The following is an 11,943-nucleotide window of genomic DNA, read 5'->3' as shown; positions in this document are numbered from 1 at the left end:
CTGCATATCAACACAGGATTTTTAATCAAACTCTATTATAAATAATCAGACTTTTTTCGAAAGTTACACTTAGAAGTGGCATTCTACATTCCTTTCTCTAAACTCGAATTATAGTTGCAATTTATTACAGAAAAATAAAAGCCCAATTATATATAAAATATAATTGGGCTTTTAAAAGGTACTAAAAAATATATGATTTCTTTACAATGAATTAATGACTACTTTTACGATATCTATAAATTGTCCTGACTCTAATATAAAGCCAATTGCAAGTAACCCGCAAAGTGTCTTTACGGAGAACTCGACAGCATCTACATTAGGCTTAGTTAAATTAATAAGTCCGCCTATTCCCATAAACAGTGTAATCAACCCAAGTATAAACTTTGTAAAAGGATTTACTCCAGGTATTTCATTTCCTACAAATAGCTGAAAGCAGTAGTACATGCTCCAAATAAAAAATACTATTGTTGGAATTGTGGCTAGAATTTGAATACATCTGTCTTTTAAACTAATTTCAGTCATAAGTATCCTCCTTGAATCCTATATTTATAAGTTCCTAATAGTTCTTCGGTAAATATCGTAACTATTTTTTAAAATCTGTTTCCTTCTCATTTTTTTTATCGCTTTCTTTAATTGCGTTTTCATTTTTTTTAATTAATTCATCAAAGTGTTCTTCCTTATTCTCTTCTATATACTTCATAAGTTTTTTAAATTCCATTATAATCTCCTCTTGCCTTTGTAATATAGAAAGCACCTATTGAATAGGTACTCTCTAAATATATCTATTATTTATATATCATGCTATGAGAAATGTTTCGTTAGCCATTTCTTTAAGTATTTTTGCAAAGAGGTGATTAGTCCCCTCGGATAGCAACTCCTCTGTTTCTAGCAATCGAGAGAGCCTACTTATAAACTCTGTAGTATATAGGATCTTCGTATTTTCTAATTCATCCGGATTAAATAGTTGCTCATTCTTCATAGAATGAATGAACAGCTGTACAAGCATCTTCTTATGTTGTGCTTCTGCCCTTTCATGGTACATCGTCATACCTAACCATTGACGTATAATACGTTCAGCATCTCTTGCTTCTGTTATATCAAATCTAGATACAACAAAGGTTAGTTTGTTCCATGTAAGCTTTGCAGAACCATTAGAATAATTTGAAGGAAAAAAGAAAAAACTCTGCTGCGTAACTTTCTGTCGTTCCTTCATCCAACGAAATATCTCCTGTTTCCCTAAATGAATATCAATTTCCACGAAAAACACAGGGAATGGAGACGTCGTTTTTTCCTCATTTATTGTACAATCGGGTTTGAACACCAATTCACCTAGATATGCGTGGTGTATAGGTTCCAATTCATCTCGGTATACTCTAATTCCATCCGTTTCATACCAGGCTTGCAGCACTGCCTCAATTTCTTCTTCAGAAATAAGATTTGTATTCATCTTTTGTTGTGTAAAAAGTAGATACTCTAAAAGCATTCTTCTACCTTCTACCGTAAGCCCTCCTGGTGCATAGTCTCCTTTTTCTGTGCGATCAAACATAATATAATCATATTCAACATGATTACATATGGAAAACAAGTCTGAATCCCTTTTATTTTCGTTTCTAAGGAGCGTTTGCAGGCTTCGTCTATTCATTACATTCCGATACCGAATATCGTTTCTAATCGAACGTAAGAAGCTTTTCCAGGATTGTAGATAAGCATAGTCCGTATACCCCTCACTTATTAGCTGGGTCAACATTTTATCCTCACCATTCATCATCAGGCAAGTCCAACATCCACTACGTGAATTTGCAGCTCCACAAGCATTTCCTTGCTGTTTCCCACCTGTTTTTATGCCACATTCAAACATAGCTTGTCCATACTGTATGCTCATTTCTTCCACATCCACGCCAAAAGGCAGTATCCCTCTATCTAAAAGTAACATCCATACTTCATCACCGGTTAAAAATTTAACTGGATTAAAGCAGAGGATATTTTTCATGTCATTATGACGTGAAAATAAGGAATCAGTACTTATCTCATGCCTTTGGATACTGTGTCTTCTTCGACCACTCTCCTCATTACGAACGGCCAACATAAGCACTCCATCATATTCATCAAAGCATTCTACTGCAGTAGTAGTTTGAGAAGATATTAAGATTTCTTTCATCTTTCGCTGCATCGGTTTGACCTTGAGAGAGTCAGTACACCATCTCAATCTACTGTTTCCGCTCGGTGGTAAAACGCCTCTACCTATTACCTTATACCAATATGATTCTCTCATAAGTGGTTGTACACCATGAACAACAAACGGTAGGTTTTGTTCATTTGCATTCTCCTGGATCTTTTGTAATGTCCGTGAGATATAAGCTGTCATAGCAGGTGTTTCTACTCCAACTTCGGAAGTTAAGATATGAATTGGATTTGTACGTTCCTCTAGTGGTAGCTCGGCAATTGCATCCCATAGTAACGTCAACATGGCAGAACTATCTTTCCCCCCACTGTAACCTACAAAACAACAATCGCGTGATAAATAGACTTTTTTCATTTCCTCTTTAATTTCTTTATATATATCCATCATTATATTGTTATCCCCATAGCAAAGTATCATTTCATACTACTATGGAGCATGCCTCCTCTGTTTTTAGATAGAAAAAGAGAGTCCCTATTTAATAGGCACTCTCTTTTGTGTATATCCTCTATTTTTAATCAACTGTGATTTCATGTATATTCAACTTGTTTAACTTTTCCATATAAAAGCTCATTACTTTTTGAGCATGTTGTATAGCGATTAATCCATCTTGAACAGTAAGTGCTTCAAAATACGGATAACGAATGTCTGTAGCATAACCATTTAGCTGCACGCACTGTTCTAAAATTAATGAGAATTCCTCATCTAATTTCCGACACGATTTGTGCAGCATTAAAAGGTTATGAGTTTTTGGAACTGTCTTACCGTTTAGTGCAAGAAATCCTTTTAGAAGTTTTTCCACGCATTGTTGACTATGATAACAAATAATTGCAGTAGGGAAAGGCTTCATGTGAGTTAAGTAACTAGCAGAATCTAAATCAGATTTTGCAATAAATACCCACTCTTTTAGATCCTCAATATTTATTGTCGATAGGTAAGTCTTTGAAGCTATCTCCAACTTTTCCCCCGATCCGCACGGTACGTGCCACTTTCACGGCATACCGCGGTCCATCTATATTGTAGTTTTCTTTTCATCAAAATAATGATAAGTTCTAAGCGAACAACGCTAGTTATTCATGTTTCATTTCCACTTCATTTTGTGATTAAATACAGATTTCCTCGTTTTTGACTAATTTTCGCAATTTATTGAGTTTGCCTAACTGTTCCTCATTGAATTTGTGTTCATTGAGTAGTTGGTTTATGGTTTCTATCTTGGTTGCGTGTATTAGTCTATGGACACTTGGTTTGATGATGGTAAGGTTCTTGTAGCTGTCGTCCTTTGTTTCACTCCATAATCGCTTATGGTGACAATGAATGTCCCAAGGTAAGAGTTTCTCACCTGTTACACTGCATTTGCCTTTTTGTGCGACATAAAGAGAAATTCGGTTGTCATTGTATTCTACGGTTGCCCGTTCATTTATAACTGGATTTTCTCTTAACCATTTCAGTTCCGCTTCGGTTATGTCTGCCAAGTTTTTATGTATCAGGGCTCGTCCTTCTGCGGTGTACTTGTTAATGACTTGCTTTTTCATCATCGGGTTTTTGTGTTGAATATAGGAGATTGGTAGGATGGGACGTTTCATGAGAAATCTCATCATTTTTGACTTTAGATATGGTTTAATACCTTTGTCTTTTCCTTTATATTCTCCTATATTCGTGTATCCATTTGTATTGCTTTTACCTCCAGTTGTTGACTTAGGGAATCTGTTATACATTATGTGGTCAAGATTATGGTTCATTTTACTGAAATCCTGGGAGGCATGCGTAGCTATTTTATAATAGTTGTGCTTACCAATGACCATGCTGTTGTATATGCTGATTCTCTTAATTGTTTCATTAGAGTTTGGGGTTTTCTGTATTCTTCTCACTTGTTTTGCTAAATCTTGTTTTGTTTTTTCCAGTGCTTTTGGGGAAACGTGTGTTACTGCAATGTATCGTGTGTCACCGTTCTTCTTTTTACCTTTCTTTACAGCTTTGAGGGTGAAACCTAAGAATTCACTTTGTTGCTTTTTCAGATTGGTTACTTTAGACTTTTCGGCTGAGATAGGCAGTTTTAGACGTTCTTCTAACCACATTTGAGTCGCTTTGAAAATTTTCTCCGCATTACTACGTGTGTTTGTGAAGATTTTAAAGTCATCTGCGTACCTTACGATGTACATTGGTTTCATCTTGGAAGTTTTGGTGAGTTGTGTCGTTACAACGTCATTGCACCAAATTCCCCTCATGCATCTCGGTTTTACCTTTTTAGCTTTGAATGTCTCCCATTGTCTACTTATCCACCAGTCGAATTCATTAAGATTGACGTTGGCAAGTATAGGACTAAGAATCCCGCCTTGTGGGGTGCCCTTGGTCGGGAACATTGTTGTGCCATCAGGCATTTGCACTGGGGCTTTCAGTATTTTTCGGATAATGACCAGAAGTTGTTTGTCACGGATACCCAATGTCCATAATTGACGCATGAGCTTGACGTGATTTACCTCGTCAAAAAAACCTTTAATGTCTACGTCTACTACATATGTAAGGTTTTGTTTATTTACTCGCACTGATGCATCTGCTAGGGCATGTTCAGCACTTCTGTTTGGGCGAAAACCATAACTTCGGTTACTGAAGTGCGCTTCGCAGATTGGCTCCATGACTTGTAAGATGCACTGTTGGATTATCCTATCCCACATAGCCGGTATTCCCAGGGGTCTGGTTTGTCCGTTGGGCTTCGAAATTTCTTTACGTCTTACTTTCTGCGGTTGGTAGTTTTGAAAGCGTCTTTTAACTTCATTCAAGAAATAGCTTTGTTCCATTCCCTCAATATTCTTTATATTTACATTATCACAAGCTGCAGTTCTACTTCCTTTATTCCCCTTAATATTGCGGTAGGCGAGAAGTATATTTTCGTCTGATATAATGATAGACATTAGGTTTTTGAAAGAATTTCCCTTTGTTGCTTTTTGGTATAGGTTATCTAGGACAGGTTGAATACCGTAGTATTCGTTGTGTCTTAGTTTATTCCCCTTTGGCGCGGACTTAGAATTGCCATTCATGGTCTATCACCTACTCTCAAATTGATTTTTGGTGACCTTTTGAGTCTTACCAGAATCCATGCAAGATTAGATGAAATTTCAGTTCCTACTATATAGACTTGTGGCTGTTCCTCCAGTTCCATTACAGAACCTTCAACGGTCGTGCCACTACTCTCACCACTATTAAGAATACTTCCCTTGGTTGTCCATTTCGTATTCAACTGTATCCGCCGATAGAGATTACTCTCAACGTTGGTGGCTTTCGACGTTCCATTCAGACTATCATTGTTTTAAAGGTCATTTTGACCTCCGATTTAGGTGCTTGCTATACCCCGTGTCTAGCTCCGTTGCCTATAACAACGTTAGGATTGTTAATTATGAGATATCCCCAATCCATTAGACAAGTCTTGTTTTCAGACTCCGAATCATTTCTGATCCGTGTCCTTTTCGAGGCGTACATTCGCAAGTTCGTCAATGGTTTACCACATTCTCACCATGTCGGTTGACAGCATACGGTACTTGGTTAGTTCCAACCGGTTTATTACTCCTGTTGGCTTTCGGTTATACAGTTGTGCACTACGAACCGTGACCGTATATTTTACCCTGCTCTCCACATCACGCTATGCCTAGTGTATGCAGTTGGGAATCTCACTGGGGTAGTTTCGGGGCGTTACTCCTTCATTCCTACCACTTATCTGAACAGTTATCCTGTTCTTTATTGCTTTGATTGTTTTTCCAATTAAGAACAGTCCTCGTTGTCGCTTATACTTCCGTATTGCTTACTCGAGAACGTCTCGCACCTCATATAGGACCTTCCCTTCTAGTGCAATCTTATGTTCCATAGTAACGGTACGGCTAGCACGTTCTTGAAACTCTTCTGGTCCATACACTAAAATATCAACTGGTGTTTCCATAACATCATAAATACCCCAATTGATACGATTAATGACTTCCCTTTTTCTTTCTCCGACACCTTCCACAACAATACAGAGATCAAAATCACTGTCTTCATTTGGTGTGCCATATGCATGAGAGCCAAAAAGGATGATTTTTTGGACAGAAGATACAGTAGTTTCACGAATCTTTTGCACCAATAGGTCCAATTCCCTTTGTACTTCTTCGTTAATCCGAATCACTCCTCGGATAAAGTAATTATATTGACGTTTAAGTATATTATACATACGTTTCCCTTCTCCTTGCTATTACATATTTATTTTTATATTTTTCTCTTGTTTCCCAACGTTCTGCAATGCTTGATAACATTCGTATATCTGCTTGAAATCTTGTAAAAATCCATCGTCAGAGATACTATGAAATCCTTTAAAGTTCTTTCTACACCAATATAAGATGCTAGATTCATCCTTCGCTAAAAAAGAATCCGGATTGAAATGAATCAAAGCCTCTGCTAAACAAGCCAGAAGCAATGGTATCATTTCGGAATCTTGCTTTGATAAATCAAGTACAGATACAACGGTATACTGTTTATATTGGTAGTATTGTAGAACACCATTACACATGTTTGTTGGTGTTAAACTGTGTTGTAATTGAGTGGAATCTAATTGATACACTCTCATCTTGTCCCCTCCTATATCATTACCCCTCAATTGGTGCAGCTTTCATAAAAGCCTTTTGAGCCTGGAAAATGATATAGTGATTCGATACGGTACCTTCATCAAAGAGTTCGTTAACGAATTGAGCAACAGTCATGGCAGCGAACTTATTGGTAATAACGCGCTGTGGTTCTGAAGCAGCTAATTCGGAACAACTTAATTGACTTGGAGCCGTTTCTTTTTTCGTAAATGCATCCGGAAATAAATCACCAAGCGGTGAAAGAATGACCTCGCCATTCAATTTAACTCCACATACTGCTTGTCCGTTATAACCACTGTTTTTATAATCAGCTATTTGTTGAGGTGTCCAATGTCTTTTATTTACTTCTCTCCAATTATCAGGAACGGTTACAGCTGTATTCCCTACATCGATGTAAAGAAGATTATCCGATTGATGGAAGAATTGATGAAAGATCTCACGAGAAAACATATTATCTACTGCTCCAATTACAATTGGCAGATACAAGTAGTCGTCTTTATGTTGTTTTTTTAATAAATCATATTTATTACCAAACAACTGCTGCATTGTTTCTATGTCTTCTATGTACTGTGAAGTAAAGGAAGAGATAGGAACGTTATAGCCAGCAATATATCGACGAGCCAGTACTTCTGCTTTGTATTTACCAACATCAGGTCGAATAAAGAGTTGATTTCCAAGGTTGTAGAGTAGGAAGCGAGCGCCTTGTCATATTGCTATGATAGGTTTCTCAAAACCCCTCACCGAACCGTACGTACTCCTCTCAGAGTATACGGCTCTCCATCAATTGCTTGTCAAAGTTATTTTTTTCTGTTTTTCGCTATAAGTTCTACTCTCATATCATAGTGAATTTCATTATGGCAATCCTCACATACGGCTAATGTTTTGCGTCTACGGGCAATCATTAATTTTTGCCATTTGGCTTTGCCTTTCTCAACATCTTTCATTTTTCGGACATGGTGCATTACTAAGTTAGAATCGGTTTTACCACAATGTTCACATTTGTTGGCTGACAACCTATCCATAAGACTAGTTGTTGACATATGAACTCTTGAGGCTAACAAGTTGTCGATGTTATTTTCTTGTGTTTTCATCTTAGTTATATCAACCGTTCTAAATCCTTCCCTGTAGAAAGAATGAGAGTGTTGTTTGCCTTTTTTATCTTTGTAATTGACTATGAATACACCGTTTTTGCAATATTTCCCCTTAATTTTTCCGATTGAGCTTTTATATTTATTGGCGAATGTTTTATACATGCTGTATTCTAGAACGTAACTGAATTTTTGGAGTACCGTTGAATTAACTGCATATTTGTAGTAGTTGTACATCCCTCTGATCTGTAATACATAATTATGTAGTATTTCCAAATCATCTAGGTGTGCCATTTCCGGTCTATGCTTTGGTTTCCAAGTTTCTTTCCCATTCACATACTTCATTTCTAAAACATTCAGGGCAAGTAATTTATTTCGCCATGCTTCATGGGGGATTTCAAGTCTTACTTTTAGATTGTGATGTCTTCTTTTTGCACCTTTCACCGAGTATTTGGTAAATAACTCGTTTCTAGTGATATTGACGTTGTATCCAAGAAATGTTGCTTTCTTGCTAGAGTGGGTGATAAGTGTTTTTTCTTCTGATAAAGTTAATTTTAATTCTTCATTGAGAAATTGAGCTATATCAGATTTAATGGCTTTGGCATCATCTTTACTGCCGATTATCATTACAATAAAGTCATCAGCATATCTAACATATTTTAGTGACTTAAATTTATCCGACATTGGATTGTAGTAGGGACGTTGTCCCCTTTCCTTAACCCATTCGTTGACTTGCTCGATTAATTCCTGAGCTTCATTGTGTTTACCTTGTTCTCTTAGTAAGTCTGCTTTCTTACGCCCTCTTTTTATTTTGAGGTGTAAGTATTGATATCTTTTATCAACTTCTCTGTCTTTTGGTTGACCTTTTCCGAACTTTTCAGCGTATTTTTCCATGTATATATCTAGTTCGTTTAGATATATGTTGGCAAGAAGAGGACTGAGAATCCCTCCTTGTGGTGTTCCACTGAATGTTTTGTGGAATTGCCAATCCTCCATGTACCCAGCTCTTAGGAACTTCCATATTAATCCGATGAGTGTTTCGTCATTGATACGTTTTCTTAGTAGGTCAATTAGGATATGGTGGTCGATATTGTCAAAGAAACCTTGAATATCACCTTCAATAAACCATTTAGTTCCATTACCACTCTTTTTAATTTGTTTCAAAGCTGTATGACAACCCCTATTTTTCCTGAATCCATGTGAGTTCTCAGAGAAGTTTGGTTCATAAATTGCTTCTAAGATATACTTTATTACTAATTGGACAAGTTTATCGTCAAATGTCGGTACCCCAAGAGGACGTTTTTTCTTACTCCCTTTTTTATCAATATATACTCGCTTAACAGGAGTAGGTTTATAGTTACCATTTTTAATGTTGTTGATGATTTTAGATACTCTATTTTTTGAGAAGCCATCAACAGTGTTATTTATGGTTCCTCTGGTCATATTACCTGGATTGGCATATATTTCTTGATAACCTTTATAGTAGAATTCTGGATTATAAAGATTTCTATATAATCTTTTGAACTTATAGTTTTCTTTAATAGTATTCTTCGACAAGGTGTTCAATACATAAACTGGATTTCTCATCAGCATCTCGCTTCCTTCCTGTTTATTATCATCATGAACTAATTGACTACCTTCCTTCGCCATCCTGATTTCACAACCATGACCTAACGTAATTTGTCATACGTTAGTGTGATAGGCTTTCCCTATCTCTGACTACTACGAAGGCTCCGTTACCATATGGAATATTCAAGAGCCACATTTCTTGGTTTTTACCTTGAAATCATCCTCTATAGCCATAAATGGCGCTTCCACTTAGGTAATCCCCATTTAGTACCTTGTAAATAGTTTGTAGTAATGTCGGTTGGGACTTTCAATCTTTACTAATGTACTTTAGTTGGTTCTCTAGTGTGAAACACACCTCTCTCCACAAAAAATAGATGAGCTGAACTAGAGACATATCGTTTCAATGTCTATTTCGATATGGTCGTCGATAAGACCCCTTGATTTATCCTTCACGCAGTTTAGCATTCAACCTTGTTTACCACGGTACACCTAGAAATTCAGTCGCACTCATGACATTAGAGTGACTTATCCCGTTGCAGCCATGCTACACTCCCCGTTCACTTTCGATTACGGATAAGGCTACCGGTGTCGGGTTGTTATCTTGTTTCACTTCACCCGCTGATTTACTAAATCAGAGTTTACAAGGCCCTTATGGGCGCACTTTTTCTTCAACCGTGTCTGGATCTGCAACTACAATTTCGCCATCCAATTGAAAAATACTCATCATTTGAGCAATATGTTGTAAAATTAATCCTCCGTTTCCTCCAGCACCTACTAATACAATATGTGGTACAATCTTTTTTCCTTCTGCAATATCAATAACAATACTCATTTTTATAGCCCCCTATTTTTCTTTTGATAGTGTATTCTCTAAATTTCGTAGAAATGGAATCGATAAATTTGTAATCCTATGCACGGTATACAAGTCAAATGAATGCATCACTAGTATCGATGCAGCATAAATGACTCCTTCCTCTTGCACAATGCCTACAACATATTGAAGTAAATTCAACTGCACAACAAGCGTATCTACATATTCTTGATGTGTGTCTAAATCAATATGAGTATTCTTCCTGTGTCCTTCTAATGCTTCATATATGTGATTCATCTCTAACTTGCACATAAATTGAAATAGCTTATAGTCATCATGCGATCCCTCTATTGCTTGTTTATTCTTTGTAAGAACTAACATGTAGTGCTTTATCTTTGTAAACATTGAAACGTGAATTGTTTTTAATGTTGTCATAATAAAGAAAGAGACATAAAAATATGTCCCTTTTACGCCCCCTTGTGTATTTATTTTAAAAGTGTGATCCTACTTAAATCGTAATCTTGGCTTATTCCTTTCGTTGCATATTCTCCTGCAAATATAAAGTTAGGATTAATAGAATGAAATTTTCCATCTATACAAGTGCGTACTCGTAGTTCAGGGAAAACATCCTCTATTCTGCCAACAATTGCATAAAGAATAGGAGCCCGTTCACTTTGATTATCTAAATCACTTGGTTCAGCAGAGAAACGATGATGACTGTGGATCTCCATAACTTTCATAGCGATAGACTGCATCTCTATATTCGTTTCTGGGATTACAATTTCAGTTGCTACCTGCTGGCGTGGAAAGTCCATAAAATAACCACGCTCTTTGTTGAAATAGATATCAGCATGCAATTCGCAATCACATTTACGAGAAATGGCTTGTGCAATAATAATAAAGTCCATTAATAGTGTTCTCGGAATAAAATCCCCAGGTAAAAAGTGATTCAGCCAAGTACTAAGAAAAGAAAAAGGACAATCTGAAATGGATTGTCCCTCTACAATACTTGCTCCTTTTGCGCCGACAGTTAAAATCGGAAGTAGTGCATTTGTATCCTCATCATATTTAATGACAGTTAAGCCTTTAACAAATGAGGGATAACGATGCTCTAATTTTACGCGGATATCCTCTGCTTCTATTTTTCTTACATCTGTTGAATCTCCATTTTGAACAGCGATTCCATGTGTAATTTCTTCTTCTGTAAACCAATCTACTAACGGTATATCTCCAAATACTACGTGGCGAACAACCGTTGTTGTATTGATTTTATCTAGACAATCTGTAGATTTTGTAGTCTTAGATTTCTTACTACTCTTTGTCTTACCTTTTGCTTTTTCCTTTTTTTCTTCCTTTTTAGCAGTGGCTTGCTCTGAAGCAGCTTTTTTCACTGGTACTGTTGTTTCCTCTACTTGTGTTTCCATATCAAAAAAATCGAATAAGTTTGTCATAATAAAAAATCCTCCTAGTATCTTTGCTTATATATAGTCCTGATATTTTCAGAAATTCGATGTACCTAATTACTGTCTGCCAGTAACTTATGTTCCATTAAAGTTAATGGCCAAAGTGGTAAATCATTGACTCTTTTGCCATCTGAATTTTGTGTAATACCCTTCTCGTTTAAAAACTTAATAATTCGTTGTCTTTCTCTCTCAATTCTCATTCGTGTTTCATAATCTAAATACACCGTAT

At 36.5% G+C, this 11,943-nt stretch carries 12 protein-coding genes and 1 pseudogene; all 13 read right to left on the bottom strand.

Features of this window, described 5'->3' with window-relative positions; genetic code table 11:
- Positions 1-201: 201 nt before the first annotated feature.
- The 13 genes and pseudogenes from J0835_RS27720 to J0835_RS27660 all read right to left on the bottom strand — a co-directional run bounded on the left by J0835_RS27720 (position 202) and on the right by J0835_RS27660 (position 11,938).
- Complete coding sequence (locus J0835_RS27720; RefSeq protein WP_000136245.1) at positions 202-522, bottom strand: hypothetical protein; 321 nt, start codon at positions 520-522, stop codon at positions 202-204.
- Positions 523-583: 61 nt separating this feature from the next.
- The gene (locus J0835_RS27715) at positions 584-718 is read right to left on the bottom strand and encodes a hypothetical protein (RefSeq protein ID WP_000394600.1); all 135 of its coding nucleotides are present in this window, start codon (positions 716-718) and stop codon (positions 584-586) included.
- A 78-nt stretch (positions 719-796) separates the two neighbouring features.
- A complete protein-coding gene (locus tag J0835_RS27710) occupies positions 797-2,569 on the bottom strand; it encodes a phosphoadenosine phosphosulfate reductase domain-containing protein (protein WP_033665586.1) in 1,773 nt (590 codons plus the stop codon).
- Between the two features lie 124 nt (positions 2,570-2,693).
- Positions 2,694-3,137: a HEPN domain-containing protein gene (locus tag J0835_RS27705; protein WP_000401560.1), complete on the bottom strand. Its 444-nt coding sequence runs from the start codon at positions 3,135-3,137 to the stop codon at positions 2,694-2,696.
- A 145-nt stretch (positions 3,138-3,282) separates the two neighbouring features.
- A complete protein-coding gene (gene ltrA, locus J0835_RS27700; protein WP_001014145.1) occupies positions 3,283-5,214 on the bottom strand; it encodes a group II intron reverse transcriptase/maturase in 1,932 nt (643 codons plus the stop codon).
- 758 nt (positions 5,215-5,972) lie between these two features.
- Complete coding sequence (locus J0835_RS27695) at positions 5,973-6,374, bottom strand: nucleotidyltransferase domain-containing protein (protein ID WP_000282367.1); 402 nt, start codon at positions 6,372-6,374, stop codon at positions 5,973-5,975.
- A gap of 21 nt (positions 6,375-6,395) precedes the next feature.
- Positions 6,396-6,767 carry a hypothetical protein gene (locus tag J0835_RS27690; RefSeq protein ID WP_001267125.1) on the bottom strand — a complete coding sequence of 124 codons (372 nt, stop codon included), beginning with the start codon at positions 6,765-6,767 and terminating at the stop codon, positions 6,396-6,398.
- A 19-nt stretch (positions 6,768-6,786) separates the two neighbouring features.
- Positions 6,787-7,464 (bottom strand): annotated as a pseudogene (locus J0835_RS27685) (ThiF family adenylyltransferase); the annotation flags it as partial.
- A 116-nt stretch (positions 7,465-7,580) separates the two neighbouring features.
- Positions 7,581-9,458 (bottom strand): reverse transcriptase domain-containing protein, encoded by a 1,878-nt coding sequence (locus J0835_RS27680; RefSeq protein WP_033656444.1) that lies wholly within the window; start codon positions 9,456-9,458, stop codon positions 7,581-7,583.
- A gap of 631 nt (positions 9,459-10,089) precedes the next feature.
- Positions 10,090-10,272 carry a hypothetical protein gene (locus J0835_RS27675; protein WP_000029266.1) on the bottom strand — a complete coding sequence of 61 codons (183 nt, stop codon included), beginning with the start codon at positions 10,270-10,272 and terminating at the stop codon, positions 10,090-10,092.
- A gap of 12 nt (positions 10,273-10,284) precedes the next feature.
- Complete coding sequence (locus J0835_RS27670) at positions 10,285-10,686, bottom strand: hypothetical protein (RefSeq protein WP_000209418.1); 402 nt, start codon at positions 10,684-10,686, stop codon at positions 10,285-10,287.
- A gap of 50 nt (positions 10,687-10,736) precedes the next feature.
- On the bottom strand, positions 10,737-11,702 hold the full coding sequence (locus J0835_RS27665; protein WP_000182857.1) for a hypothetical protein: 966 nt from the start codon (positions 11,700-11,702) through the stop codon (positions 10,737-10,739).
- Between the two features lie 65 nt (positions 11,703-11,767).
- A complete protein-coding gene (locus J0835_RS27660) occupies positions 11,768-11,938 on the bottom strand; it encodes a hypothetical protein (RefSeq protein ID WP_000280378.1) in 171 nt (56 codons plus the stop codon).
- Positions 11,939-11,943: the final 5 nt, after the last annotated feature.

Source organism: Bacillus cereus group sp. Sample62, assembly GCF_036851315.1.
In the GTDB taxonomy this organism is placed as follows: Bacteria; Bacillota; Bacilli; order Bacillales; family Bacillaceae_G; genus Bacillus_A; species Bacillus_A wiedmannii.
Note: the sequence above shows the minus strand (reverse complement) of the source record. Positions and strands in the feature narration are given on the sequence as shown.